This window comes from Amycolatopsis sp. NPDC003676, assembly GCF_053587275.1.
Genome location: NZ_JBSFNS010000011.1, coordinates 73,897 through 100,692, shown reverse-complemented (window position 1 = coordinate 100,692; position 26,796 = coordinate 73,897). Strand labels below are relative to the sequence as shown.

The following is a 26,796-nucleotide window of genomic DNA, read 5'->3' as shown; positions in this document are numbered from 1 at the left end:
CTCACGACCATCAACAGGCAATGCCAGGGACTTAAGGCGGCGTTATGGGTGCGGCTGAGGCGTGTCCGCCCAGGTCGAAGCCGCTGGCGGACCGTTCGCTTGCGTCGGGGAAGACACGGGGCGGCGGGAACTGGGCGCGTCTCGTCCGTGAGGGACTCCTTGAGGGAATCAGATTCCTTCAAGGGTCCCCTCACGGACCGACCTGCCGCAGCCACGCTGGGTCGGTGGAGAGCTGGGCCGCCGGAGCGGTCAGCCGCCAGCCTTTTTCGTACGCGGCGGCGAAACCTTCGTCGCCCAGCTCGGCGCGGCCGCGGGCGCTCAGTGCGCGGACCTGCACATCGGTTCGGTCGTGCACGCCCCGCAGCCGGGCCGCCGCGCCAAGCAGAGCGGCCGCCTCCCGGTAACGCCCGTACAACGCCGCGACCCCGGCCACGGTCACCGCCACGCTGGCCAGAATCGGCATATCCGCACTGTCGACCGCGGCGAGATACGCCCGGCTCAGCGCCGCTTCCGCTCCCGGCCCGTCGCCAGTCTCAAGACAGAGCGCACCATGCGCCACCGAGATCAGTGCCTGCTCGTGGCCCCCGCCGAACGGCAGGTGTTCCGACAATCCGGCCTGAGCCGACTCGATCCGTTCGCGAGCACGGTCCAGGTCCCCGATCCGCACCCACAGGCTGGCTTCCAGCGCGTCGGTCAAGATCGCCAGCTCGGGAGACTCCACGCGCTCCCTGGCGGCAGCGATCAGCTCGCCCGCCCGCGCGGTCTCGCCGCGGCGGACGTGCAGGTCGATCGCGCGCAGGTCGAGGAAAATCTCGTCGCTGCGGCTGAGCGACCCGAACTCGCGCGCCAGCGCCCTGGCCTCGTCCAGATCGGCCAGCCCGCCGTCGAGATCGCCGTCGTACTGCCGCAGCAGCGCGCGCAGCGGCAAGGCGGTGGCGAGGCCCCACCGGTCGCCGGCCCGGCCGAAGATCTCCAGCGCGGCCGCGACGTCGCCGCGGACCTGGTCGAAATGGCCTGCGTTTTCGGCGAACTGGGCCCGGTACAAGTGCGCCAGACCGGACAGCCATTCGTCCGGCCCGTCAATGAACCGCTGGACGGTCTCCGGCGGCGCGTTCGTTTCGGGGAGGGTGGCCAGCCGCAGCGCGACGAGCGCACCGCCGAAGGACGGCAGCTCCGGCTGGTCGGCGAGTGCTCGAAGCTGCTCGCGCCAGTCGGCGGGCGGAGCCTGGGCGGCGAACCGGTTGAGCAGCAGCACCTGCTCGGCGACGGCGCGCGCCACGCTCGGCTGCGCGCCGGGTGTCGAAACCGCTTCGCTGAGCCAATAAATCGCGTCGGCGTGGCGGCCGAGCATCTGCCAGTACCAGGTCAGGTTCACCGCGAGCCCGATCGCGCGGCCGGCGTCTCCGGTGTCGCAGAGGTGGCGGAGGGCGGCGAGCACATTGTCGTACTCGGCGTGGAACACCTTCAGCGCGGCCAACTGCTGAGGGCCACGCAGCAGCGGCTCGTAGTCCGCGACCAGACCGGCGAAGTACTCCGCGGCGCGGTCCCGTACATTGTCTTGCACGGCAAGGCTTTCCAGCCCGTACTCGCGGATTGTCTCCAGCATCCGGTACCGGCCGGTGTCGGGCACGAGCCGCAGCAACGACCGGTCGACCAAGCCCGCGAGCAGGTCCGGGATGTCGGCAGGCGGCACCGCGTCCGCGCAGACCGCGGCGGCCGAATCCCGGACGACTCCCCCGGGCAAGACCGAGATCCGTTCCGCGACCGTCCGCTCGTCCGGACCGAGCAGATCCCAGCTCCACGCGATGACCGCACGCAACGTCCGGTGTCGCGGGAAGGCAGTCCGGCTGCCGGTGGCAAGCAGCCGGAACCGGTCGGACAGGCCGGCCACCAGGTCGGGCAGGGCAAGCGTGCGCAGGCGGGCCGCAGCCAGTTCCAGCGCCAGCGGCAAGCCGTCCAGGCCGCGGACCACGGTCGTGACGTCGGCGAGATTCGCTTCGTCCACCACGAAACCAGGACGTACGGCCGCGGCCCGCTCGGTGAACAGGCGTACCGCCGCGCTCTGCCGGGCCCCTTCGACGTCCGCGCCCGGCTCGGGCAGGGCGAGCGGGCCGAGCGGCACCAGCGCTTCTCCGTCGACCGCGAGCGGTTCGCGGCTGGTGGCCAGCACCCGCAGCCCGGCGCACCGGGACAGCAGCGCCGCGACCAGATGGGCCACGGCGTCGACCAGGTGCTCGCAATTATCCATGAGCAGCAAGCGTTTCCGGCCGCCGAGCTGATCCGCGAGGACGTCTAGCTCAGTCCCGGTCCGCGCTTCGAACAGGGCACCGCCGCGCAGCCCGATCCCGGCCAGCACGGCCGCACCGATTTCGGCCGGTTCGGAGACCGAAGCGAGGTCGATCAGCCAAGCGCCCCCGGCGTATTCGTGCCGGCGGGCGGCCTCCAGCGCGAGCCGGGTCTTGCCGGCGCCGCCGGGGCCGAGCACGGTGATCAGCCGGCTGGTCGCGAGCAGCTCGGCGATCCGGGCGAGGTCTTCGTCCCGTCCGACGAAGCTGGTCAGCGCGGCGGGAAGGTTGCCGTCCGAGGCAGCCGCGGGGACCGGGTCGCGCAGCAGGCGCAGATGCCGCTCCCGCAGGGCGGTGCCCGGGTCAGTGCCGAGGGTCTCGGCCAGTGCCTCGCGAATCTGTTCATAGCGGGCGAGCGCGTCGGCTTGGCGGCCTTGGGCGGCCAGCGCGTCCATGAGCAGCGCGGCCGCCCGTTCGTGGACCGGGTGTTCCGCGAGCAGGCCGGTCAGCCGGGCGGCAGCCGTCTCGACGCGGCCCAGCGACAGCTCGACGTCGGCGAGATCGGCCACTGCCTCGACGGCGAGGGTGGCCAAGCGGATCGCGGCGGCCACCGACACCGCGGCGACCGCTGCGGGCTCGGTCCGGTCGCCCCACAACGCCACGGCCTCGCCGAGCACGTCCGCGGCGGCTAACCGCTCTCCTGCCCGCAGATGGCCCCGACCTGCGGCGATGAGGTGTTCGAACCGCAGCACGTCGACGTCGGCCGGTTCCACGGCCAGCCGGTAGCCGCCCGCGACCTGCGCGACGACGTCCGCCGAACCGAGCGTCCGGCGCAGCCGCGACACGAGCGCCTGCAGGGCGTGCGCGGGGTCGGCGGGCGGGTCCTCGGCCCAGATCGCGTCGACCAGAACGCTGGGCTCGACCGGGCGGCCGCCCGCGAGCGCCAGCCGCGCCGTCAGTGCCTGCAGCCGCGCGCCGGAAACGGGCAGGACGGCATCGCCGCGCGACACCTGCACGGCGCCAAGCAACGTCACGCGAAGCGGGACAACAGCCACCCTTCGATCTTCGCGCGTCTGCCGGTCAGCCGCCCGAACCGGGGTGTGCGCGCCGTGTGAGCCGCGTGTGAGCGGCGGCGGGCAACCTCGGGTTCACCGCACCAGAAGGAGGTTGTCATGCATGACGCAGTGATCGCGGGAGCCGGGCCGGTCGGCCTGTTCCTCGCCGGCGAACTGGCTCTCGCGGGCTGTTCGGTGCTGGTGCTGGAGAAGGAGCCGGACCCGCATTCCCCGTGGCGGACGATGCCGCTCGGGATGCGGGGACTGTCCGGCGGGTCGGCCGAGGCGTTCTATCGCCGGGGAATGCTGGCCCCGCTGCTGGCCGAATCCGGGCTGCCGCCCGCCGAGGACGAGCAGATGCGCCCGCGCTGGATCGGCCATTTCGCCGGTACCTCGCTCGACCCGGCCGACGTCGACCTCGCCGGCCTGCCCTACCGGCTGCCCAGCCCGGCCTTGGACGGCATCATGACCAGCCTGGACGCGGTCGAGACGGTGCTGGCCGAACGGGCGGTCAAGCTCGGTGCCGAGATCCGGCGCGGCGTCTCGGTCTCCGGTCTCTTCCAGGACGACGAGCACGTGGTCGTCCAGGCTGGCGAGGACGAGTACCCGGCCCGCTGGCTCGTCGGCTGCGACGGCGGCCGCAGCACGGTGCGCCGGCTCGCGGGATTTTCCTTTGCCGGCACCGAGCCGGAGCTGACCGGGTACGTCGCGTTGGCGACCATCGCCGATCCCGAGAAGCTGAGCCCTGGCTTCAACCTGACCCCGGACGGCATGTACGTCTCGATGCCCGCGCCCGGCCACTTCGGCGTGATGGACTTCGATGGCGGCACGTACGACCGTTCCCAGCCGCTGACCCGCGAGCACCTGCAAGCGGTGCTGCGCCGCGTTTCCGGTACCGACGTGACGCTCGACGAGGTACAGCTCGCGTCCAGCTTCACCGACCGGGCCAAGCAGACGACCGAATACCGGCGCGGCCGCGTCCTGCTCGCCGGCGACGCCGCGCACATCCACTCGCCGCTCGGCGGGCAGGGGCTCAATCTCGGCATCGGCGACGCCATGAACCTGGGCTGGAAGCTCGCCGCGACGGTACGCGGGCACGCGCCGGACGGACTGCTCGACACCTACGCCACCGAACGCCATCCGGTCGGCGCGAAGGTGCTCGACTGGTCACGCGCCCAGGTGGCGGTCATGCGTCCGGATCCGCACTCCCGGGCGATCCAGGCCGTGGTGCGCGACCTGATGGCCACCCGCGACGGCACCACGTACGTCTTCGCCCGCACGTCCGGCCTGTCGCTCCGCTATGACCTCGGCGACGAACTGGTCGGCCACAACGCGCCGGACTTCCGTCTCGCCGACGGCACTCGCCTCGGCGAACTGCTGCAGGACGGCCGAGGCGTCGCCCTCGACTTCACCGCCGACGACCGACTGCGCGACGCGGCGGCGCGCTACCGAGTCCAGTACCAGGCCATCCCAGTGCGCGACGACCTCGGCTACGACGCCGTGCTCGTCCGGCCGGACGGAATCGTCGCCTGGGCAAGCGGCCACGGCTCGTTCGAAGACGCCCTTTCTCGCTGGTTCTGACCCGTACCTGGAGGTAGACATCATGGAAAACCACTGGATCGCTGCTTGGGGAACCGCGCAGCAGCTGGCACCCGCGGCCGAGCCGGGCAGCGGGCCGGAGATGCCCGACGAGGCGCCGCCGGCACCGGCTCTCGACACCGTGAGCGCGCAAACCGTCCGCATGGTGGCGCGTTCGACGGTCGGCGGATCGGCTGTGCGCGTCGCCCTTTCGAACTCCTTCGGCCACGCGCCGGTCCGCATCGGCGCGGCCTTCCTCGACGGCGTGCGGCTGACCTTCGGCGACCGTGCCGAAGTGGTGCTGCCGACTGGCGCGCAGATTTACAGCGACCCGATCGAGTACGCCGTCTCCCCGCAGACGGACCTGACCGTCTCGCTGTATCTCCCGGACGAGAAGGTCACCCCGACGGTCCACGAGGTCGGGCTCCGCACCGCGTGGCTCGCGCCCGGCGACCAGACCGCCGAACCGGACCTGCGGGACGCCGCCGAGTTCCATTCGTACCTGTGGCTCACCGGCATCGACGTGCTCGCGCCGCACACCGCGGCCACCGTCATCGCCTTCGGCGACTCCCTGGTGGACGGGATGGAGACCACGCCAGGCACCGACGCGCCCTGGCCCTCGGTGCTCGCCCGCCGACTCGCCGCCGAGCCGGGTCTTCCGCCCCGCGCGGTGGTCAACATGGGCATGTCCGGCAACCGCGTCCTGCGCGAGACCGACGGCATGGGCACGAGCGCGCTGGCCCGCTTCGACCGCGACGTGCTGGCCCGCCCCGGTGCCCGCTGGCTCATCTTGTTCGAGGGCGGGAACGACCTGATTTTCGGCTCCTTGCCAGGAATGCCGGACAGCGAACGGGCCACCGCGGACGACCTCATCGACGGCTACCGCCTCCTGCTCGCCCGAGCCCGGGCGCACTCGCACGGCCTGCGCGTGATCGGCTGCACGCTGCCGCCGATCGGCAGCTCCCCGGTCTTCACCCCGGAGTTCGAGGAAGCCCGCCAGCGGGTGAACCGCTGGATCCGCGACAGCGGCGAGTTCGACGCGGTCACCGACCTCGACGCAGCGCTGCGCGATCCCGCTCACCCGACGAAAACACGCGCCGAGTTGGTCACCGCCGACGGCGTCCACCCGAACGACACCGGACACGCCGCGATCGCCGACGCCTTCGACCTGGAACTGTTCCGGCACTAGCCCGACTGTGCGTGAGGGGAACCCTGAGGGAATCTGATTCCCTCAGGGTTCCCCTCACGGACGATCGGCGATCCGGTCGATCCAGTAGGCGGTGACGGGCACGATCGCCAGCGCCGCAGCGAAGCCGCCGATCGTGTCGGTCGGGTAGTGCGCGCCCAACCCGACCTCGGCCCACGCCATCAGGAAGCCAGCCACCAACGCGAGACCCAGCAGCCACATCACCGCAGCGAACCGGCTTAAGCGACCGGCCAGGACGTAAGCGCCGGTTAACGCCAAAGCCGTAGCGAAGGCGGTGTGGCCGCTGGGGAAGGACAAGTAACTGCCGTGGATCGTCCGGCCGGTCAGCGGTTTCAGCACCGAAGTCACCCCGACCGTGAGGCTGCAGCCGACCACGGACAGCACCGCCGTTCGCGGGCGGTGGGTTAGCAGGCAGCCGCCGATGACCAGGAGCAGGATCAGCACCGCGCCCAAGGGTTCGCCGCAGAAGTCGATCGCGGTCGCGAAGTACCACCACGGGTCGCCAATGAGGTCCGGGCCGGGCAGGAGCGGGGCGTCGAACGCGCTCGGCACCGAGTGCCCGGCGAAGCGGACGCCCAGCGCGATCAACGCCAGGAGCCCGAGCACCGCCAGGACCAGCGACGGTGTGCGCAGAACGATCGGAAGCGCCAGGGGCGAGGTCTTCAGTCGGTCGCGCACACCGTCCTTCATACCGCCGAAATCGCTTCCTCGTAGCCCTCGAGCAGCCGTTTCAACCCGACTTCCGGGGTGAAGTCCGCGTCGTACCGTTGCCGCGCGGCCTCGCCCATCTTCTGGTTCAGCTCCGGGTCGGCCACCTCGCACAACGCTGAGGCCAGCGCCGCCGCGTCGCCGGGCGTGTGCAGCAAGCCGGTGACACCGTCGGTGACCAGCTCTTCGAAGGCTCCATGCGCGGGCGCGACCGTCGGCACTCCGGCGGCCATCGCTTCCACCACTACGAGACCGAACGCCTCCAGCCACGTCGACGGGACCACGACCGCCGCCGCGCGGGCGATCAACTCCTGGCACGAAGCCCGGTCCTGGAGCCCGACGTACGAAACGTTGTCCCGCCCAGCAGCCCAGGCCGCGATGTGGTCGGACAGCGGCCCGGTCCCGGCGATCAGCAACGGCAGTTTGCCGGAGTATTGCTCCCAAGCCGCTTTGAGCAGCGGGATGCCTTTCTCCTCGGTGAGCCGTCCCAGGAACAGGAGGTGCTCGCCTTCGCCGACACGCCGCCGACCCTCATCGGGGACGAAATTGTGCTTCACGGTCATCCGCGACGCAGGAAGTCCGGCATCCACGAGAAGGCGGCGCTGAGCGTCGGAAATGCAGAAGAACCGGGTGACGCCAGTCCGCCAGCGATCGCGGTTGACCAGCAGGTTCACCGCCATCGGCACGGTCGCGGCCGCCGAATCGCGGTAGCAGCCGTGTCGGACGGCGGGGACCGGCAGGCCGCCGACGCAGTCGGTGCAGATCCGGCCGTCGCGGTAGAGCGTGCCGGGCGGGCAGACGAGGCCGTAGTTGTGCAGCGTCGCGACCACCGGCACCCGCGCGTCGGCGCACGCGGCCAGCACCGACGGGGACAGCAGCGGGAAAGTGTTGTGGACGTGCACGACGTCCGGCCGCTCGACCTCCAGGCGTGCGCGCAGCTCCGTCCGCGACGCGCGGTTCCACGGCACCTGCAACGGCACCAACGCCTTGCGCGCCAACGGCATCGAGGCGATGTCGTCGCTGTGCCGCTCGAACCGCTGGACGTCGATCCCGGCCGAGGACAGCAGTGCGACCTCGGCGTCGACCACGTTGTTCTCGCCGCTCGGCTGCTCGGACCGATAGCGGTTGTGCACCACCAGAACCTTCACGCCAGCCTCTCCCTCGCTGGAGCCTCGCCCGCGGCCAGCAACGACGCCGCCACCGCCAGATGCAGCAGATACGGCGACGCGTCGCCGAGCCCGGCCTCGGTGTAGGACGCGGAAATCACGTAAGCGATCAGGAAAATCGCGGCCGCCCTCGCCACCGACGGCGGTCGCAGCACCGCGATCGCGACCAGCACCAGCAGCATCGCGGCGACGATCCCGATCCCGACGAAGCCCTGCTCGTGGTAGATCGCGAGCCAGCTGTTGTCGATCGGCAGGCCGTCGTAGGACTTGTCGGTGAGGCCGACGCCGAAGATGTACTCGAATCCGGTCCGCGGCGCGGACAGCAGCGCGTCCCACACCTTCGCGCGGCCGGTCAGGCTGGAGAAATCGTCGGTGCTCTGCCCGCGCAGGAACCACGCCTGCAGCAGGCCGCCCAGCACCACCGCGGCGAAACCGGCCACGAGCACGATCCCGGCGAACACCTTCCGCGCCCGCGCGCTGACCAGCCCCAGCGACAGCAGCGCGACGATCAGCCCGGCGACGAGCCCGAGCGTCGCGGTGCGGGTGTGCGTGAGCAGCAGCAGCCCGAGCGACGGCACGACGACGATCAACGCGCTCTTGGCGTCCGTCTTCTTGCCGAGCCACATCAGCACCGCGAGCCCGGCGATGACCGCCGCGTACTGCCCGACCTGCGGCGGCGTCAGCGGCCACACCGCGCCGGAAAGCCGGCCGCCGTAGATGTCCGGCATCGCCTTGCCCGGCGCGATCGCCAGGCCGAGCACGACCGAGGCCAGCACCGCGCCGAACATCCGGATGTGCGCCCGCACGAACGCGAACGACCCGTCCCACCAGCCGCTGAGCAGCCAAAGCGTCGCGACGAACACCGAGAACCGGAAGCACCGGAACAGCGAGCCGTACCCGGATTCCAGGTGCACGCTGGCCACGATGCTCGTGAGCAGCAGGAAGGTCAGGAGCAGCAGGTACGCGCTCGGCCGGATCCGGATCCGCAGGTTCAGCACCAGCGCGAGCAGGAACGCGGTCATCAGCGCGCCCATGGTGACCAGCTGGATCACCGTGCGCGGCAACGGGATCACCGTCTGCGCGCCGGTCGAGCCGAGCGTGTTGAGGACGAGCAACGCCCAGGCCGCGCCGACCGCTTTCGGCACCGATTTCGTTTCGGCGGGCAGCGTGGCGGTCAATTCGGCCATGTCAGCCCCCGTTCGGCTTGTAGCTCGAATTCGCGTCCTGGTGGTACGGCGCGCTCTGCCATTCGCCGATGCCGACGATGTTGCTCATTTCCTTGGCGACGAACGTCCACGGACCGGCGTACGCGTTGTCGTGCCAGGAATTGTCCTGCTGGAACGTGATCGCCTGCTGGATCACCTCGCCCTGGTACGGCGACCAGTTCGGGTAGCTGCCGAAATTGGACAGCACGCCCATCCGGCCGCACACCTCCTCGCAGCCGAGCGCCTTCGAGTTGAGGGTGAACTGGTTGTGCTGCACCACGACCCGCTGGGTCTTCCACCGGCAGTCGCTGTACAGCGGTTTCTTCGCGATCGCCGGCGCGGAGCAGGTCGCGACGTTCGGCACGAGCTTCGTGCACGAGCCGCTGGAGGTGTTGGCCGGGCTGTTGCAGAACCGGTCGGCGTTCTCCCAGAGGATGATGCCGTTCCAGTTGTCCTGCAGCACGTTTCCGGAGATTTCGAGATTGCTCGTCCGGGCCTTCAGCCGCGGTTCGCCGCCGGACTCGGAAATGTAGATCGTCGCGGCCGGGAACGGATCGCCGCGATCGGCATGCGCGCGGCCGTCGAGCAGGTTGTTGCGGCGGATCGTGTTGTCGCGGATGATCGCGTTGTAGCTGGTCTCGTAAATGATCGCGGCGCTGTCGTTGTTCTCGATCAGGTTGCCCTCGATCAGGAAATCGTTGTTGTTCGTGTCGGCCCACAGCCCGGTGCCGCGGTTGTCGTGCACCCAGTTGCCGACGACGTCCGCGCCGTCCACCGCCCAGAACTTCATGCCGCCGGTGCAGCCGCACTCCGGGACCTTGGACTCCCAGTTCCCGGTGTTGTTGCCGGTGATCTCGGTTCCGCGCAGCACCAGCCCGGTCACCACGGCGTTGCCGGAGTAGGCGTTCAGGCCGTACTGGCCGTTGCGCCGCAGGCAGCTGTCGAGGATCTGCTGCTTGGGCCCGGCCATCAGCCCGGCCCCGTCGTTGTCCTGCACGGTCAGGTGCTGGATGACCCAGCCCGGGCCCGAATCGTGGTTGACCACGCCCTCGTCGCGCGGCGCGGTGAAGCCCTGCACGGTGAACGATTCGAGCCGGACGTCCTTGGCCGGGCCGACGAAGGCGTACCGGTTCTTCTTGCGCCCGTCGAAGACCGCGCCGGGAGCGCCGAGGTAGACGTCGCCGTCCTTCGGCTGGACCTGGGCGTACTCGTCGTCGGTGAGCCGGTGCGTGCCGGGCGCGAGCCAGAACGTGGTGCCCGCCGGCGAGTTCTTCGTCTTGGCCGACAAGTCGTCCACCACGGCCGGATCCACCTGGACGGCCCCGGCCGGCGCGGTCGCCGGGCCGGGCGGCACGTGATCGCAGACCGCGGCGACCGGGCCCTGCGGCGTAGTCGATCCGGTGACCGGAGCGGGCGCGGCTCCGGACGAGCTGCACGAAGCCAGCGCGAGCGGGAGCAGTGCTCCCAGCAGCGGCACCAAAATCCTTCGCACGGTGGATCCTCTCGACATCAGGGCAGGCGGAGCACGGTGGTCAGCGGCCCGGTGACGGGACCGGAGCCGACGAGCGTCGTGGCGGGTTCGCGGCGGCCGAAGCCCGGCGAATACCAGCCCAGCGGCGGATTCGTCTCGCCTCGGTGCGCGGTCCAGACGAGCTGCGGCGGCAGTTCCAGCGTCGCGGTCCGGCCGGGCCAGGTGAGCTGCGCGGTGTTTCCGTCCAGCTCGGCCGACAGCAGCGGCCCGAGGTGGAAGGCGAGTTTGGCGGGTCCGCCGCCGGTTACCTCGTCGACCACGGTCAGCGTCCGGCCGGACAGCTCGACGGTGCGGCGGTGCAGCGCCGGGGCGTAACCGTCATGTTCGGCCTGCCATTGGGTGGGAGTCGCGGCGAGGGTGCGCGAGTTGGCGTGCCGCGTCCACAGGAACGGGCCACCGGAAGTCGATTGGTCGACACCGCCGAGCTGCAGCGTGTTGTGGCCGAGCGTGGAGCGGAAGTACGTGCGCCACTCGGGTTCGCCGTGGTAGCAGTATGTTCCCGGGTCGGCGAGGATGTCGACGCCGTCGTGCCGGACCTCGATGGACAACGCGTCGGCGTGCGCGTGCGCGGCGATCGCGAGGAAGCCGTGTGGACCGCTGTCGCAGCGACACCAGATCTCCGGGCCGTTGTCGCTGCGCAGGATGGTCATGCCCGCGTCGGAGAAAACCGGACGCTCGCGGGAGTTGTCGAGTTGCGGCACCCGGGAGCGCAGCGCGGCGAACAATGCGGTGCGTACGTCGTCGTCGGGTAGCTTCGGCCACCACTCCGCGCGGCCGAACAGCGCGTCGCCGGTGGCCAGCAGCGAGTGCCAGCGGTCCGTCTCCGGTCCGTCCACGATCAGGCCGTAGCCGTCGTCGGCGTCGCCTTGGCGCGGCGGCCGTCCGGCACAGTCCACGATGGCCGCGAGGGCGTCGCACATCGCCCGAAGTTCCAGCCAGGTCGAGCGCGGCAGCCGCGGTCCGGCTTCCAGCGCGGCGGCGAGGCCCAGTTCCAGCACGAGGCCGTGGTACTCCGTGGCCAGCTCGCGGTTCAGGCCGGAAGTGAAGGTGTTGGCCCGTAAATTCGAGTCCAGCGAGCGGATCGCGGCGGATCGCCAGCTGGCGGACTCCGGGTACCAGTCGAACGCGCACGACGCCGCCAGCTGTCCGGTGGCCTCGGCGAGCACGTGGTTGTTGGCCGACGTGCCCCGGCTCGGGAACGCCGCGAGCCAACGCTGGTGGTGCCAGATCTGCCGCAACGCCTCGGGGTTGTCCTCGAACAGCCCGGGCGCGCCGGACCAGCCGCCCAGCAATCGGCGCACCCACACCCAGGACAGCAGCCGGATCCCCAGCTCGATCCCGCTCAGCCAGTGCACGCCGCGCATCGGCGGATTGGCCGCCCACCACGACTTCAGGTGATCAGCCACGCGGTGCGCGTAACGATCGTCGCCGGTCACCTGGTACGCCGCGGCCAGCACGGTCAGGTGCTGATGCCGCGAGGGTTCCCAGATCTGCTTGATGTCGCCAATCGCGTTCTCGTCGCGGTACGGGATCTCGAAGGAATACCGGTCCCCCGGCGCGCGACGGCCGGTCTTCGGATCGAACGCCCAATCCGGCGCGACGAGGTCGTCCCGTGCGACGCCGAAGTACTCGGCGTGCCCGTCCAGCAGCCGATCCGCCGCCGCGACCAGCCTTTCGCTCCCGGTCGCGGGCACCTCCGGCTCGGCGGGCCAGGCCGGGAACGTCCGGGTCGGCGACCAGGTCGGCTGCCGCTGGGATTCGCCGCGCCACCGCTGTTTGCGCACGACGTCGCCGACGCGGCCGACGATCTCCGCCGGCCCCATCGCGGACAGCCGGCGCAGGTACCAGGACGGGTCCATCACTGCTCCAACCGCACCGGCGCGCCGGTTTCGAGGCTGCGGTGCACGGCCAGCGTCGCCAGCGTCGTGGAGACGAGCGAGTCGAGGCTGATCGGCATCGCGACGCCGGTCTTCAACGCGGTGATGAACGCGTCCAGTTCGGCCCGCTGCCCCTTGTCCCGGGCTTTCGGCAGCCGCGAGCTGGTCCAGCGCTTGCGCCCGAACACCGAGGCGCGGACGAAATCGTCGAATTTCAGCACCTTGCCGTCGGCGAGCACCTCCAGCGTTTCCTTGGGGAACGCGGTGCTGCCGCTGGTGATGTAGCTGATCGACGCCGTCGAGCCGTCGGCGTAGCGCAGCAGCACCTGCAGGTCGTGGTTGCCGGGGGTGCCGGTGGCGTACACCGAAACCGGGTCACTGCCGAGGAACCAGCTGACCGTGTCGATGAAGTGCCCGCCCTCGCCGACAAACCGGCTGCCCTCGGAATCGGCCTGGTTGTACCAGCTGTTCGCGTCCAGGCGGCCCGCGTTGACCAGGTACCGCACCGAAGCCGGGCCGACCCGCGGGCCGAACTGGTTCTTGGCCTCGACCAGCAGCGGCGCGAACCGCCGGTTGAACCCGACCTGCAGCCGGTCGTTGCCCGATTCCGCCACCACGTCCACGACGCCGCGCAGTTCCTTCTCCGACAATGCGAGCGGCTTCTCCACGAAGACCGCCTTGCCCGCCAAGAGCGCCCGCCGCGTCAGCTCAGCGTGCGAACTGTGCCTGGTCACCACGAAGACCGTGCTGACCTGGTCGTCCTCCAGCAGTGCGTCGACGTCGGTGCTGGCTGCGACGAAACCGAACTTGCGCTTCGCGTTGGCCCCGGAGAGCGCGGAGGTGGTGACGACGTCGGTGAGCAGCACGCGTTCGTCCCCGGCCAGGTGCGGCAGGATCATCGACGACGCGTAGTTGCCCGCGCCGACGAACCCGATCCGCAGCCACTGCAACGGATCCGTCCGTTTATCGACTATCGGAGCCGCCGGAACCGCGGACACCACGCTTTCGTCCTCGGCGGGCGGCGCGTCCGGGTAGCGGAACAGCACCGCGACCGCCTTCAGCTCGCCCTCGTTGAGCGCCCGGTAGGTCTCGACCGCTTTCGCGAAGTCCGCGGTGTGGCTGATCAGCGGCGACACGTCGAGTTTGCCCCGCGCGGCCAGGTCGAGGAAGCACTCCAGGTTGCGCCGTTCCGTCCAGCGCACGTAGCCGATCGGGTAGTCACGCCCCTCCAGCTCGTAGGACGGGTCGTAACGGCCGGGCCCGTAGGAGCGGGAGAACCGGACGTCGAGTTCCTTTTCGTAGTAAGCGTTCCACGGCAGGTTCAGCGAGATCTTGCCGATGTCGACCACCCGGCCGCGGTCGCGCGCGAGCCGCGCAGCGAGCTCCACCGGATCGTTCGAGGCCCCGCCCGCGGCGAGATACACCTGGTCGACGCCGTGTCCGCCGGACAGCTCAGCCACCGCCTGGTCGATCTCGCCGGACGCCGGATGCCCGCAGGCCAGCGCGCCCAGTTCCCGCGCGAGTTCGCAGCGCTGCGCGTCCGGGTCGACGCCGACGACGCGCGCGCCGCTCGCCACCAGTAACTGCACCACCAGCTGACCGATCAGCCCGAGCCCGATCACCAGCGCGAGGTCGCCGAGCTGCGGTTCGCCGCGCCGGACGCCCTGCATCGCGATCGCACCGACGGTCGCGAACGCCGCCTGCCGCGGCGAAAGCCCGGCCGGGACCTTCGCGTACAGGTTCTTCGGCACCCAGTTCAGCTCGCTGTGCAGCGCGTGCTCGTTCCCCGCGCATGCCACGACATCGCCGACCACCACGTCATCGATGCCCTCGCCGACCTGCTCGACCACGCCGCACAGCGAATAGCCCAGCGGCGTATAGGAATCGAGCTTCCCGGACACCTTCCGATACGTCGCGGCGAGCCCGTTCGTCGCGACGCTCTGCATGACCTTCGCGACCTGGTCCGGCCGCGACCGGGCCTTGCCGAGCAGCGACATCCCGGCCTCGGACACCTTCATCATCTCGGTGCCGGTCGAGATCAGCGAGTACTGGCTGCGGACCAGCACGCCGCCCGGTTTGCACGCCGGCACCGGGACGTCGAGCAGAGCCAGCTCGCCGCTCTTGTAGTTCTGCACTACCTGTTTCACTGGACTCCTAGCCGCTCGCCGCGGAGGGCCCCGCGGTACCAGTACTCGAGGGTCAGCACGTGCCAAAGATGTTTCGCGCGGTCCTCGCGCCCGGCGGCGTCCTCGGCCACCAGCTTGCGCAAGGCGTCGCGCTGCAGGAAACCCGACTCGACCAGGACGCCTTCTTCGATGACCTCCCGCACCAGCGGCGCGAGGTCCCGGCTCATCCACGCCCGCAGCGGCGCGCTGAACAGGCCCTTCGGCCGGTACACGATTTCGTCGGGCAGGATCGCGGTGGCCGCCTTCTTCAACGCCACCTTGCCTTGCCGGCCGGCGATCTTCTCCCGGCCCGGCACCCGGAACGCGGCCCGGACCACTTCAATGTCCACAAAGGGCGTTCGCACCTCGGTGGAAGCGGCCATGGTGGACCGGTCGGTGTAGGTGAGATTCAAGCCCGGCAGGAACATTCGCGCGTCGGCGAGGCACATCCGGTTGACCTGGTCGGTCAGCTTCGTGTCGTAGTAGATGTCCGCGTGTTCGGTGAGCACATCGTCCACTTCGGACTGAAGATCCGGCGAGACGAGGTCGAGCAGCTCGGCCCGGTCGTACATGGTGTAGCTGCGCCGGAACGCCGTTTCCTCCGGAAGGTCCGCAAAGGACAGAAACCGCTTCGCGAACCGCACCGACCGGTAACCGCGCGTGGACGACGCGACCGGCAGCCGGTCGACTGCCGCCCCGATCGCCCGGCGGGCCACGCCCGGCACCCGCCGGTACCGCAACGCCAGCAGGTTCGCCAAATGCTTGCGGTATCCGGCGAACAGCTCGTCCGCGCCCATCCCGGACAGCAGCACCTTCACACCGGCCTCGCGGGCGGCCGAGCAGATCAGGTACGAGTTGATCGCCGCCGGGTCGCCGATCGGCTCGTCCAGGTGGTGCGTCATCCGCGGCAGCAGATCCTGGACGTCCGGCGCGATCTCGATCTCGTGCAGGTCGACGCCGAACTGGCGGGCGACGATCCGGGCGTAGCGCAGGTCGTCCGGCATTGCCTCGAATTTCGCGTCCTCCGGACGGAAACCGATCGTGTAAGCCGAAATCCCCGGCTGCTCGCGCGCGGCCAGCGCGGTGAGGTAGCTGGAGTCGAGGCCGCCGGAGAGGAAGGTCGCCACCGGGACGTCGGACAGCAGGTGCTTGCGGGTGGAATCCTCGACGACCGCGTGCAGGTCGACCTCGCCGCGATACGCCGCGCCTTCCTCGGCGACTTCGCGCAGCGACCAGTAAGCGCCGGTGTCCGTGCTGCCGTCCGGCCGGAACCGCAGCCAAGTGCCCGGCGACAGTTTCTCCGCCTCGCGGTATGCGCACCGGCTGTCCGGGACCCAGTAGTAGAGCAGCGACGCGATCATCGCGGCCTGGTCCACGTTCAAGGTGTCGCCGAGTTCGCGAGCCAGCGCCTTCAGCTCCGACGCGAACACGACCCCTCCCCCGCGACGCACGAAGAACAGCGGCTTGATGCCCAACTGGTCCCGCACGAGCACCAGCTCACCGGTGCGTTCGTCGTACACCGCGAAGGCGAACATCCCGCGCAGCCGCGGCAGGCAGTCCGTTCCCCACTCTCGCCAGGCCCGCAACAGCACCTCGGTGTCGGAGGTGCCGCGGAACCGGACCCCGGCGGCTTCGAGTTCGGCCCGCAGCTCCGGCGCGTTGTACAGCTCGCCGTTGTAGGTCAGGGCGAGGCCCTCGGCCGTCATCGGCTGCGCACCGGTTTCCGACAGGTCCACGATGGACAGCCGACGGTGTCCTAAGTGGACGTCCCGGTGGTCGTAGCGGCCGTCGCCGTCCGGCCCCCGGTGCGCGAGGCACTGGGTGAGCCGGTCGGTGAGCGGGCCGCCGTCCGGCCAGCTGTACGCGCCCGCGATGCCGCACATGCGCTTGGTCCCCCTAGCTTTCCTGTACGGGTTTGAGCCGCCTCGTCGGTGCGTCCGGATCCACCGGCGAGGGCGGACGAGTCCGGTCGAGCGGACGGCGCCTGCGCTCGGTGTCGCGCTTCCCCGGCCATTCGATCGGCTTGGTTTCCTCGCGCAGTTCCAGCTCGACCGCGTCTTCCTGTTTCTTCGCGACCACGGCCGCCCGCCCGCGCAACGCCGTGTGCAGCCCGTCCCAGAGCGTGCCGTCGGTGCCGTCCTTCGGATCCGGATCGACCAGCACCACGCCGAGGATCGGCACGCCACAGTCGGCGAGCTGCCGCGCGACGGTGTGCAGCCACTGCGTGTTCGCGAACCCGGCACGCACCACCAGCACCGCCTCCGCGCCGAGCGCCGACAGGTCGGTCCACGCCGTGCCCGGCGAGGCTGTGCCGACCCCGACCCGGCGCACCGCGCGCGCCACCGCCGGATCGCCAGCCTCGACGACCTGGACGTTTCCTTCGACCGGCAGCCGCGACACTTCCTTGCCCGGCAGGTCGTCGACGAGCACCACCGGCCCGTCCTCGGCCAGCGAACGGCCGAGTTCCACCGCCAGCTCCGCCGCGGTCGAGGCCGCGCCGATCTCCAGCAGCGACAGCGAATCCCGGTCTTCCCGCGCCGCCCGCGCCAGCGTGAGCGCGACCCGGCTGGACTCGGTGACCGCCTTCGAGCGCCGCCACAGCTTCGCCGGGCCGATCGGCTTCACGCCCACCTGCGCGATCACCGACGCCCCGAGGTGCTGCGAAATTTCGCGGCGCAATACCGGCCGGTCCCGGACCAATGCGGACACCGCGGCGAAAGCGAGCCCGAGCGCGAGACCCAGGGCCAGCCCGACGCCGCCATCCGTGCCATAGGTCTTCAGCTTCGACACCGGCTGGACCGCCGGCGCGTCCACGATCTGCGTCCCGGCGATGACCTCCGGCGACCCGATCCCGGCCTGCTGCGCCTGGTTCTGCAGATCGGCGATCTTCGACACCAGGTTCGCGCGTTGCGTGTACAGCTGCTCCAGCGCACCCGCGTTGGAATTACGCCCCTTCGCGACCTCAGCCGCGGCCTGGTTGTCGATGTCCGCCAACTGCGCCTGAGACTGGTCCCGCTGCTGCAACAACGCCTTCGAACGACCGGTGGCCGCGGCTTGGGTGCGCGCCGTGTGGTCGGCGATGAACGCGTCCGCAAGCGCCTTCGCCTTCGCGACCGCCTCGTCCTTGGTCTTCGCCTTGACCGTCACCTGCATGACGTTGTTGGTGAGGCCGAGCCCGGCGTAGTCCTTCAGGAAATCCGAGGGCGATTCGGGGTTGTTGATCCGTTTCAGCGCCGCTGCCGCCATGTTCGCCGTCGAAAGCACGGCGACGTCGGTGCGCATCAGCGTGCCGCTGTCGGTCGGCGAATCGTCCGGGTGGATCACCATGATCTTCGTGACCGCGGTAGGCGGCGCGGGCAGCAGGATCGCCACCGCACAGCCGAGAATCAGCCCGGCCAGCGCGGTCGTCAGCCAGAACCGCCGCTTGCGCCGCAGCGCGACCACCAGCCGCTGGAGATCGACCAGGGGCTGGACCTGTGCGGCGCTCATCGCGCACCAGCCAGTTCATCGGTCCGCGGCTTGGCGACCGGCTTTTGCTTCGGTCCGCCAGCAACGTGGACTTCCCGGGCCAGTACGGCACCGAGAATTTCGTGCCCCGAGTCCGCGCAAGCCTCCGCGATCGAAACCAGTTCCCACGCGTTGCGCGAGCCGAGCGAGATCACCACGAGCACACCTGCCGTTCCGTCCGGCACGATCGGCTGCGCCCCGGGTACCACCTCGATCTCGGTCACCGTCACCTCGACGCGGATGCGGTCGCCGCGAGCCGTGCCGGCGAACTGTTCCGCGACGTTCCGCGCCGAGGCGTCCCCGCGCGGAACAAGAATCAGCAGCCGCAACACTCCGTCGCGATCCGCGCCCAGCCGCGCGAGCACGCGGCGGTACCGCACCTCCCGTGCCGCGTCGTCGGCCGACGACGGCACCTCCGGCAGGTTCCACGGCCGCTCGTTCCCGACGGCCTTCCGCCACCACTTCGCCGGCGCGTCCGAAACAGCCGGGGTATCGATGCTCGCCAGCACCGGGGCACCCAGCGCCGAACCGATTTCGCCTTCGCTGCGCGGCCGCCGGTCGGTCCGCGCCCCGAACAGGTAGGCCAGGATCCCGAGCACGAAAAACACCACCGCGCCGCCGACCGTCAGCTGCAGGAACGTCGGCGCGGACGGCGAGGACGGCCGTTCGGACGGACCGAGCACGACCATGTTGCCCGCGCCGGTCGCCGCGTCAGCCGCGTTGAGGTTGTTGACCGCCTGCTCCAGCGCCGTCCGCAACCCCTGCAGCGTCGTACGCGCCTGCACGCCCTCGACGGTGTCGCCGTTCGCCACGGATTTCGACAGATCGAGGATCCGCTGGTTGGTCTGCACGATCTGCTGGCGCAGCGATTCCTTCTGCTGTTGCGCGAGTTGCGCGGCCTGGTCCGCGGAATTTCCGAGCAATTGCGTCGAATACTTCACGAACTCGCCCGCGACCTGGTCGGCCAGCTGCTGCGAGCGCTCCGGGCTGGAGCCTTTCGCGGTAATCGTCACGACATTGCCCTGCGCGACGGACGCGGCGACCGATTTCTGCAGATCCGTCCCGCGAATCCCGAGCCCCAGCGCCGCGGACGCCCGGTCGAGCACCACCGAACTCGTCGCCACCTGTGCTTCGGTCAGCAGTTCGTCCGGCTGCCTCGGTCCCTGCAGCAACACGCTGGCCTGCGCCTCGTATCCCGGCGAAAGCACCACGGAAGCCCCGGCCCCGACACCCGCGCCGACGACCGCGAGCAGAAGCAACGCTCGCCACCGCCGGCGCACCACCTTCCCCACGACAGAAAGGCGTACTGTTTCGTCACTCAAAACCAGGTCTCCCCTCACGGGCCGACGCACGGGTCATTGACCCCGTCGCGGCACCGCGCCGGTTGGTTACACCATCCGGCCGAACCTTGTTCGAAACGCGACCCGGCTCAACCCAGCGCACGCTCGTACGCCTTGATCAACGCCGCCTGGGAATTGCCCCAGGCGAGCGGTCCACGCACGCGCTGCTTGCCGAGCTGTCCCATCCGTTCCCGCTGCTCCGGGTCGTCCAGGAGCACGGAAACGAGCTTCGCGAACTCCGCGATGTCGTTGGCCGGGGCATAAAGCGCGGCCTCGCCCGCCGACACCCGCGCCTCGCGCAGCTCGAACGACACCATCGGTTTGCCCATGGCCATGTACTCCATGACCTTGTTCATCGTCGACACGTCGTTGAGCGGGTTGAGCGGATCCGGCGAAAGGCACACATCGGCCGCGGACAAATACCGCAGCAGATCCTCGTCGGACACCCGGCCGGTGAATTCCACCTGTCCGGACAATCCGAGCTGGTGCGACAACGCGACCATCTCGTCGAACGTGTCGCCCGCGCCGACGAACACCGCGTGCCAGTCGTCGCGGCCCACCTCGTCGCGCAGGGAAGCGAGCGCGCGCAGGGCGTAGTCCACGCCGTCCTGCGGGCCCATCACGCCGAGGTAGCAGAGCAGATTCGGCTTGCCGCGCTTGAGTTCCGGCTCCACCGGCACCTCGTGGAACCGCTCCACGACCGGCGCGCTGCGGACCACGAACACGTCCTCGGGCGCCTTGCCGCCGCGGATCCGCGCGACCTGGCGATAGCTCTCGTTGGTGGACAGCACGACGTCCGCCGCGCGATAGGTGGAGCGTTCCAACGCACAAACGCCGCGGTAAAGGAAATCCTGTCCGCGATCGAATCGCGACAAATACAGTTCCGGCACCAGGTCGTGCTGATCGAAAATGAACTTCGCACCACGTCTTCGCAACATCCGGGCGACCAGGAACAGCAGATCCGGCGGATTGCAGGCGTGCACGACGTCGACCCGGCCGATCTTGCGCGCGAGCCGGAACGTGTGCCACAGCGCGGATCCGTACTCGCGCGCGTACCCGGCCGGTCCGCCGGTCGCCGCCTGCAGCGGGTACCGGTGGATGTGCACGCCGTCGAGCACGACTTCGGCCTCGGTGTCCCGTTTCGTGCCCTGCGGGCAGATCACGTGCACCGTCATCCCGGCGTCGCGCAGCGTCTGGCATTCCTGCCACACGCGCCGGTCGAACGGCACGGACAGATTCTCGACGAGAATCAGCGCGACCCGGTTCCGCAGGATTTCGTTTTCGGAAAAGCCTTCACCAGGCAAGGCCGACGTACCCCTCTTCCGCCCGGCGCGCGGCGGCGTCCGGGACGCGGACCAGATCGACCAGCACCGGCCCGCTGCCGTGCGGCAGAGCGGCCAGCACCTCCGGGTCCGAGGTGCCGATCAAGCACACCTCGGCGTGGTCGAGCACCTCCTGCACCGACCCGGCGAGCAGCTGCCCGAGGTGCGGCAGCCTGCTTTCGATGTACTCGCGGTTGGCCCCCATCAGCCGCGACAGGCTGACGTTGGCATCGTGGATCTTGAGGTCGTATCCCTTGCCGAGCAAGCGTTCGGCGAGTTCGACCAGCGGGCTCTCGCGCAGATCGTCGGTGCCCGGTTTGAAGGAAAGCCCGAACAGCCCGATCTTGCGTTTCCCGGTCCGCGCGACCAATTCGAAGGCGCGGTGGAGATGTTCGGTGTTCGACGGCAGTACGTGGGCGAGCAACGGCACCGAGACGTCCGCCTGCCGCGCGGCGTAGACCAGCCCGCGCAGGTCCTTCGGCAGGCAGGAACCGCCGAACGCGAAGCCGGGCCGCAGGTACGCCGGGCTGATGTTGAGCTTGCGATCGGCCAGGAACACGTCCATCACCTGGTGCGAATCGAGCCCGAGCGCACGGCAGATCGCGCCGAGTTCGTTCGCGAACCCGATCTTCACACCGTGGAAAGCGTTGTCCGCGTACTTCGTCATCTCCGCGACCGGGACCGGCACGCGGAACACGTCGCCGGGCAGCCCCTCGTAGAGCTTCGCCACGACGTCGCCGCTGCCCGGATCGAACTCGCCGATCACCGTTTTCGGCGGCTGGAAGAAGTCGCGGACGCTGGTGCCCTCGCGCAGGAATTCCGGGTTCACCGCGACGCCGAAGTCGACCCCCGCGGTACCGCCGCTGTGCTTTTCCAGGATCGGCACGAGCAGCCCGAGACAGGTGCCCGGCAGCATCGTGCTCCGGAACACCACCGTGTGCCGATTCTCGTTGTTCCCCAAAGCTTTTCGTTCCTTTAACGCCTCGCCGATCTGTTCGGCGACGCGCTGCAGGTACTCGGTGGAAAGACTCCCGTTCGGCGCCGACGGCGTGCCGACGCACACCAGGGAAACGTCCGTCGCGAGGATCGCCTCGGCCACCTCGGTCGTCGCCCGCAATGCCCCGGAAGCGACCACTTCCGCGGTCAATTCCCCGATCCGTTCCTCGACCACCGGCGCCTTGCCGGCCGTCACCAGGTCCACCTTCGCCGGATTGACGTCCACTCCGACGACCTCGTGCCCTTGCCCCGCCAGGCAAGCCGCGGACACGCATCCGACGTATCCCAGCCCGAAGACGCTGATCTTCACAACGGAACCTCCGCCCGACCGTTCGCTGCTCATTGGTCGGAGCGCGGACGGGCTTCGTTACCGGTTCCGCATAACAAGGCGGGAACCCGTGTCCTCGCACGGATTCCCGCCTTGCGCCGCCCACCGGAGGAGCGGTTACCCCATCCGGCCGCATCACCCGGGGAATTTGCCCACCGTTGTCCGGAAAGGGCAGTGAATGCCTTCCGAAGCTTCGGAAAATTCAGTTTCCGCCCACGAACGCCGAGGCCAGCTTTTCCCCGGTGCTCGTAGCCGCACCGTGATCCTCGATCGGGTTCACCGCCGAGTTCTTGAAGCAGACATAGGTCACGCCGGAGTCGACGCCGCCGTTCTTCGGATCCGGGTTGATGCCGAGATCCTTGGCCGTCGCATACGACGCCTCACCGATGATCTTGTTCGGTCCGGTGTCGCCGATGACCGCGTACTCGACCTTGCCGTTGTAAATCACCGCACAGGAACCGCCGCCGCGGAGACCGGAGTTTTCGTAGTTCCAGATGCTGCTCGAAGACGGCACCACGATGTACGGGAGCTTGGCGGCGCTGAGCGGTTTGCCGTCGGATTGCGGGAAGGCGGTGTCGGGCTGGAAGCAGCAGTCGGTGTTCTCGTTGCACTCGGTGGTGCGCTGGCCGTCGCAGTCGATGTCCATGTCGGCTTTCCAGAAGACTGCTTTGCCGGCGTCGCACACCGGAACGGTCGCACTGCCAGAGTCTTCGTCGGTTTTGTATTTGCCGTTGGAGATCTGCTTGCAGGAGGCGACCTTGGCGAGGATCTGGTCCGCGGTCGGGCCCGCCTGCGCTGCTTCCGCGGCCGGGGCCTTGGCCGGAGTCGCCGCGGAGGCGAGCGCGGTGGGCAGGACGGCGGCGGCTATCGCCAGAATCGCGAGCAGGACGAGTTTCCGCATCGACGCTCCCTGTTTATTAGGAAACTTTCCTTACGGCGGCGCGCGCTTAGGATGCCGCCGAACGGACGCGGTCACAACCCGCCAAAAGAGGGTGTTTTTTCCCGCCGAACCGAGCAGTCCGCAAAGAAGACCCGAGAGACTTAAGCCGCGCGCCCCCACCACACCGACAGACGTTCGTGAGGGGAACCCTGAGGGAATCTGATTCCCTCAGGGTTCCCCTCACGAACATCCCGCGCCGCAGTCGCAGCGCCGCCCGGCAGTCGCGGCGCCGCCTTAAAGTCCAAGTCCGCGAAGGAGCCCTTCACGGATCGCGAGTTACCGCCCGGGCCGAGACGCCCAACGCGCCGGGAATCGACGCGGACGGCGGCTCACTGCCTCGGCCCAGCGGGGGCTCAGGTCCGACCGGATCTCCGTCCGCGACCGCACCAGCGCCGCCCCGCGCACGCCGCCGACATTCGCGTACACCCGGGTCGCCCCGGCCTCGCGCAGATGCGTCAGCACCCGGCGGTCAAAGCGGCCCTCCGGCAGCGAAAATCGCCGCACCGGGGTCCCGCTCAGCTGCTCCAGCAACCGCGGCGCCTCGTCCAGCTCCCGGCGCACCGCGAACGATCCGTCGAGCCGCCGCCAGTCCAACCGGTCCCAGCCGTGCGATCCGACGTGCATCCCCGCGTCCACCAGCTGCCGCAGCCCGTCGCGGTCGACGTACCCGCGCTCGCCGACCCGGCCCGCCAGCGGGAAGAACTCGGCATAAAGCCCGCGCTCGACCAGCCGCGGCAGCGCGATCTCGACATCCGAGGAGTTCCCGTCGTCGAAAGTGAGCTTCGCGCCCGTCCCCGAGACGACGTCCAGGAGCGCGTCGAACTGCTCCACGGTGATCCACCGCTCGTCCTCTCCCGGATCGAGGGCCCGCAGGGGTTTGCCAATGCCGTGCACCGCAAAGGTGATCATCGCGCCTCCCGTCTGTCGTACCGTACCCGATTAATCGGATTCGCAAACGGAGCAGTTACCGGCGCCGATCCCATGGTCAACAACGCACTTCGGGCGTGGAGAAAACACTCCCGCAGGAAAATCGGAATACGTCCACACTTGTAGACAGCCGTCATCTTCACACGTTTGGGTGAAGATTCAATGATTACGGTGGTAGTGCCGCCGGGCCTTCTCCCGGTTCCCGCAAGCCGCCATCGAGCACCAGCGCGCACGGTTCGCCCGGCTGCGATCGAGCAGGAACAGCTGGCACTCGTCGTTGGCGCAGGCCCGCAATCGCCCGGGGAGATCCTTCTCGATCGCCGCCCAGTCCAGAACCGCCCCCACAGCCAACCGGGCATGCGGCGGCGTCTCCAACGACCAGCGAAGGCCGTCCGCCGAAACCTCCGGCACCTGACGCACCCCGTCGAGCAACGGGCGCAACGCAACCGGCGAGCTGTCCCCGCGCACGACGTCCCGCAGGAGATCCCGCGCCCGCCGTAGCAGCTCCAGCTCCGCGGCACTCCCGTCGCCGCCGCGCTCCCGCGCCCACTGCCGGTCGAGCGCGTCCTGTTCCTCGCCGTTGACCAGCGGCCTGCTGTTGAGCAGGTCGAGCAGCGCGTCCATCGAAGCTCTCCTAACCAGACTGCACCCTTTGACAGGTTAGCTCGACCATGCTTCCATGGCGAGACCTAACCAGATTAAACCAGCAAAGGGGTTAGCCATGATCCAGCATCGGACGACCGTCGTCGACGGCCAGAAGCTCTTCTACCGCGAGGCCGGTCCCGTCGACGCGCCCGCGATCGTCCTGCTGCACGGGTATCCGACCAGCTCGTTCATGTTCCGGAACCTCATCCCGCTGCTGGCCGACCGCTACCGCGTGATCGCGCCGGACCACCTCGGCTTCGGCCACTCCGCCGCCCCCGCGGCCGACGAGTTCGACTACACCTTCGACGCCCTCGCCGACCTCACGTCCGGCCTGCTCGACCAGCTAGGCCTGAACCGCTACGCGGTTTACGTCCAGGACTACGGCGCCCCGATCGCCTGGCGGCTCGCGCTCAAGCACCCCGACCGGATCTCCGCGATCGTCACGCAGAACGGCAACGGTTACGAGGAAGGCTTCGTCGACTCGTTCTGGACCGGCCTCTGGGCCTACGGCGCGAACCCCGGTCCGGACACCGAACCGGCCGTCCGCACCGCGTTGAGCTACGACGCCATCCGCTGGCAGTACCTGCACGGCGTCCCCGACCCGAGCCTGGTCAGCCCGGACACCTGGGAGCACGACCACGCACTGGTTTCCCGCCCCGGCAACGACGAAATCCAGCTCGCGCTCTTCCGCGACTACCAGCACAACCGACCGCTTTACCCGCAGCTGCACGAATTCCTGCGCACCCACGACGTCCCCGTGCTCGCCGTCTGGGGCCGGGGCGACCAGATCTTCGGCCCGGCCGGTGCGGAAGCCTTCGCCCGCGACGCCAAGGACGCCGAAGTGCACCTGATCGACGGCGGCCATTTCCTGCTGGAAAGCCACCTGGACGTCGTCGCGGGCTACCTGCGCGGCTTCCTCGGCCGGGTGCTGAAGTAGTCCGGGTACGGCAAAACTACCGACCCGAAACCGCCGCACAGCCCGGAAAATCGGCCGGTGTCCCGCTTCGCGAAACTGCAGTTGTCTCCCCGGCCGGTCGCCGCGGCCGTCGTGTTCGTCGTCTTCGCCACCGCCCTCGTCATCCACCTGACGACCCGCTCGGACGACGACCCGGTAGCCGCACCCGCGTCGAGCAGCCCGGCCAGCGCCACCACCAGCTCCAGCCCGCCGAGCAGCACCGTCCCCGCGACCCCGCTCGACCCGGCGGGCTACCAGAAGCTCCTCACCGACATCGGCGCCTCGATCACCCCGACCGTTCAGCAGCTCGAGCAGGCGACCACCCCCGCGGAGGTGAACAGCGCGAGCTCGAGCCTCAGCAGCGCGGTCAGCAGCGCCATCCAGCAGCTCGACTCCGCCCTTCCCCCGGACGCGATCCGCAGCACCAACCGCGCGCTGCTGTCCGACTTCACCGTGCTCTACAACAGCTCCGTGCCGAAGATCGAGAGCAGCGCGCTGACGAACAAGCTGTGCGGCGGAGTCTCAGCCATCGCGGAGCTGAGCAACGACCAAGGCGTCGCCGGACTGCGCGACACCCTCGCGAAACTGGCCACCGCCGACCCGGCCCACCCGTATCACCTCGGCCCGCTCTTCCCCGACGCCCTCCCGGCACCGAACCGCAGCGCGGAAAACGGCGCGGTCCTCGCCGGCGCGGGCGGCAGCAAGAACAGCGTCAGCATCGAGAACGTCTCCGGCACCGACCAGGCCGTGACGTTCGCCGACCTCTCCCGCCCGGTGTTCACCGTGTACGTGAAGGCAGGAGCCACCACCTCGGCGAGCGGCATCGCGGACGGCCACTACACCGTCTACAGCACCGGCGGCACCGACTGGGACGCCAGCCGCGGCCGCTTCACCCGCGACTGCTCGTTCTCGAAGTTCGGAGTACCCGCTGCCATGAAGGACAACGGGTACACCCACACCAACATCGACCTCACCGTGCACAAGCTAGACCCGCGCGAACTGCCGTCCGGACCGTTCCCGGAGCAGTCCTCGATCGAGCCCCTGGAGTACCCGCACTGA

The 26,796-nt window shown here is 69.6% G+C and carries 19 protein-coding genes; 4 read left to right on the top strand and 15 right to left on the bottom strand.

All coding sequences use genetic code 11. From position 1 onward, the window contains the following. Window positions 1–190 precede the first annotated feature (190 nt). A complete protein-coding gene (locus tag ACWDNU_RS09815) occupies window positions 191–3,340 on the bottom strand; it encodes a BTAD domain-containing putative transcriptional regulator (RefSeq protein ID WP_449668505.1) in 3,150 nt (1,049 codons plus the stop codon). 117 nt (window positions 3,341–3,457) lie between these two features. Here ACWDNU_RS09815 and ACWDNU_RS09810 point away from each other — a divergent pair, with 117 nt between their 5' ends. Together ACWDNU_RS09810 and ACWDNU_RS09805 are read left to right on the top strand one after the other, a co-directional pair. Further along, window positions 3,458–4,921 carry an FAD-dependent monooxygenase gene (locus ACWDNU_RS09810; protein ID WP_449668504.1) on the top strand — a complete coding sequence of 488 codons (1,464 nt, stop codon included), beginning with the start codon at window positions 3,458–3,460 and terminating at the stop codon, window positions 4,919–4,921. A 22-nt stretch (window positions 4,922–4,943) separates the two neighbouring features. Then, complete coding sequence (locus tag ACWDNU_RS09805) at window positions 4,944–6,107, top strand: SGNH/GDSL hydrolase family protein (RefSeq protein ID WP_449668503.1); 1,164 nt, start codon at window positions 4,944–4,946, stop codon at window positions 6,105–6,107. 54 nt (window positions 6,108–6,161) lie between these two features. Here the strand turns inward: ACWDNU_RS09805 and ACWDNU_RS09800 are convergent, their stop codons facing one another. The 14 genes from ACWDNU_RS09800 to ACWDNU_RS09735 form a co-directional block, all read right to left on the bottom strand. Further along, window positions 6,162–6,803, bottom strand: a complete 642-nt coding sequence (locus ACWDNU_RS09800) for a phosphatase PAP2 family protein (RefSeq protein ID WP_449668502.1) — start codon at window positions 6,801–6,803, stop codon at window positions 6,162–6,164. 8 nt (window positions 6,804–6,811) lie between these two features. Then, on the bottom strand, window positions 6,812–7,981 hold the full coding sequence (locus tag ACWDNU_RS09795; protein WP_449668501.1) for a glycosyltransferase family 4 protein: 1,170 nt from the start codon (window positions 7,979–7,981) through the stop codon (window positions 6,812–6,814). Further along, on the bottom strand, window positions 7,978–9,186 hold the full coding sequence (locus ACWDNU_RS09790; protein ID WP_449668500.1) for an O-antigen ligase family protein: 1,209 nt from the start codon (window positions 9,184–9,186) through the stop codon (window positions 7,978–7,980). The genes ACWDNU_RS09795 and ACWDNU_RS09790 overlap by 4 nt, the downstream gene beginning before the upstream one ends. Before the next feature lies 1 nt (window position 9,187). After that, window positions 9,188–10,717 (bottom strand): right-handed parallel beta-helix repeat-containing protein, encoded by a 1,530-nt coding sequence (locus ACWDNU_RS09785; protein ID WP_449668538.1) that lies wholly within the window; start codon window positions 10,715–10,717, stop codon window positions 9,188–9,190. After that, the gene (locus ACWDNU_RS09780; protein ID WP_449668499.1) at window positions 10,714–12,594 is read right to left on the bottom strand and encodes an alginate lyase family protein; all 1,881 of its coding nucleotides are present in this window, start codon (window positions 12,592–12,594) and stop codon (window positions 10,714–10,716) included. Before ACWDNU_RS09780 ends, ACWDNU_RS09785 begins: the two co-directional genes overlap by 4 nt. Further along, on the bottom strand, window positions 12,594–14,759 hold the full coding sequence (locus ACWDNU_RS09775) for a bi-domain-containing oxidoreductase (protein ID WP_449668498.1): 2,166 nt from the start codon (window positions 14,757–14,759) through the stop codon (window positions 12,594–12,596). The genes ACWDNU_RS09780 and ACWDNU_RS09775 overlap by 1 nt, the downstream gene beginning before the upstream one ends. After that, entirely contained in the window at window positions 14,756–16,660 is a 1,905-nt protein-coding gene (gene asnB / locus ACWDNU_RS09770) for an asparagine synthase (glutamine-hydrolyzing) (RefSeq protein ID WP_449668497.1), read from the bottom strand. Before asnB ends, ACWDNU_RS09775 begins: the two co-directional genes overlap by 4 nt. Window positions 16,661–16,673: 13 nt before the next feature. Continuing rightward, a complete protein-coding gene (locus tag ACWDNU_RS09765; protein WP_449668496.1) occupies window positions 16,674–18,266 on the bottom strand; it encodes a Wzz/FepE/Etk N-terminal domain-containing protein in 1,593 nt (530 codons plus the stop codon). After that, window positions 18,263–19,606, bottom strand: a complete 1,344-nt coding sequence (locus tag ACWDNU_RS09760; protein WP_449668495.1) for an exopolysaccharide biosynthesis protein — start codon at window positions 19,604–19,606, stop codon at window positions 18,263–18,265. The genes ACWDNU_RS09765 and ACWDNU_RS09760 overlap by 4 nt, the downstream gene beginning before the upstream one ends. Before the next feature lie 107 nt (window positions 19,607–19,713). Then, complete coding sequence (locus ACWDNU_RS09755) at window positions 19,714–20,787, bottom strand: glycosyltransferase family 4 protein (RefSeq protein WP_449668537.1); 1,074 nt, start codon at window positions 20,785–20,787, stop codon at window positions 19,714–19,716. A 130-nt stretch (window positions 20,788–20,917) separates the two neighbouring features. Then, window positions 20,918–22,252: a nucleotide sugar dehydrogenase gene (locus ACWDNU_RS09750; protein ID WP_449668494.1), complete on the bottom strand. Its 1,335-nt coding sequence runs from the start codon at window positions 22,250–22,252 to the stop codon at window positions 20,918–20,920. A gap of 220 nt (window positions 22,253–22,472) precedes the next feature. Further along, complete coding sequence (locus ACWDNU_RS09745) at window positions 22,473–23,171, bottom strand: glycoside hydrolase family 75 protein (RefSeq protein WP_449668493.1); 699 nt, start codon at window positions 23,169–23,171, stop codon at window positions 22,473–22,475. Between the two features lie 315 nt (window positions 23,172–23,486). Further along, window positions 23,487–24,119 (bottom strand): polysaccharide deacetylase family protein, encoded by a 633-nt coding sequence (locus ACWDNU_RS09740; RefSeq protein WP_449668492.1) that lies wholly within the window; start codon window positions 24,117–24,119, stop codon window positions 23,487–23,489. Window positions 24,120–24,296: 177 nt separating this feature from the next. Then, on the bottom strand, window positions 24,297–24,761 hold the full coding sequence (locus tag ACWDNU_RS09735) for a CGNR zinc finger domain-containing protein (RefSeq protein ID WP_449668491.1): 465 nt from the start codon (window positions 24,759–24,761) through the stop codon (window positions 24,297–24,299). Window positions 24,762–24,858: 97 nt separating this feature from the next. On the opposite strand from ACWDNU_RS09735, the gene ACWDNU_RS09730 reads away from it, so the two are divergent. Together ACWDNU_RS09730 and ACWDNU_RS09725 are read left to right on the top strand one after the other, a co-directional pair. Further along, entirely contained in the window at window positions 24,859–25,719 is an 861-nt protein-coding gene (locus ACWDNU_RS09730) for an alpha/beta fold hydrolase (protein WP_449668490.1), read from the top strand. 57 nt (window positions 25,720–25,776) lie between these two features. Beyond that, complete coding sequence (locus ACWDNU_RS09725; protein ID WP_449668489.1) at window positions 25,777–26,796, top strand: hypothetical protein; 1,020 nt, start codon at window positions 25,777–25,779, stop codon at window positions 26,794–26,796.

Bases quoted from the DNA above. Each gene is read 5' to 3' on its own strand.
- ACWDNU_RS09765 (WP_449668496.1), bottom strand. From the start codon at position 18,266: ATGAGCGCCGCACAGGTCCAGCCCCTGGTCGATCTCCAGCGGCTGGTG.
- ACWDNU_RS09805 (WP_449668503.1), top strand. From the start codon at position 4,944: ATGGAAAACCACTGGATCGCTGCTTGGGGAACCGCGCAGCAGCTGGCA.
- asnB (WP_449668497.1), bottom strand. From the start codon at position 16,660: ATGTGCGGCATCGCGGGCGCGTACAGCTGGCCGGACGGCGGCCCGCTC.
- ACWDNU_RS09780 (WP_449668499.1), bottom strand. From the start codon at position 12,594: ATGGACCCGTCCTGGTACCTGCGCCGGCTGTCCGCGATGGGGCCGGCG.
- ACWDNU_RS09740 (WP_449668492.1), bottom strand. From the start codon at position 24,119: ATGATCACCTTTGCGGTGCACGGCATTGGCAAACCCCTGCGGGCCCTC.
- ACWDNU_RS09745 (WP_449668493.1), bottom strand. From the start codon at position 23,171: ATGCGGAAACTCGTCCTGCTCGCGATTCTGGCGATAGCCGCCGCCGTC.
- ACWDNU_RS09810 (WP_449668504.1), top strand. From the start codon at position 3,458: ATGCATGACGCAGTGATCGCGGGAGCCGGGCCGGTCGGCCTGTTCCTC.
- ACWDNU_RS09790 (WP_449668500.1), bottom strand. From the start codon at position 9,186: ATGGCCGAATTGACCGCCACGCTGCCCGCCGAAACGAAATCGGTGCCG.
- ACWDNU_RS09730 (WP_449668490.1), top strand. From the start codon at position 24,859: ATGATCCAGCATCGGACGACCGTCGTCGACGGCCAGAAGCTCTTCTAC.
- ACWDNU_RS09735 (WP_449668491.1), bottom strand. From the start codon at position 24,761: ATGGACGCGCTGCTCGACCTGCTCAACAGCAGGCCGCTGGTCAACGGC.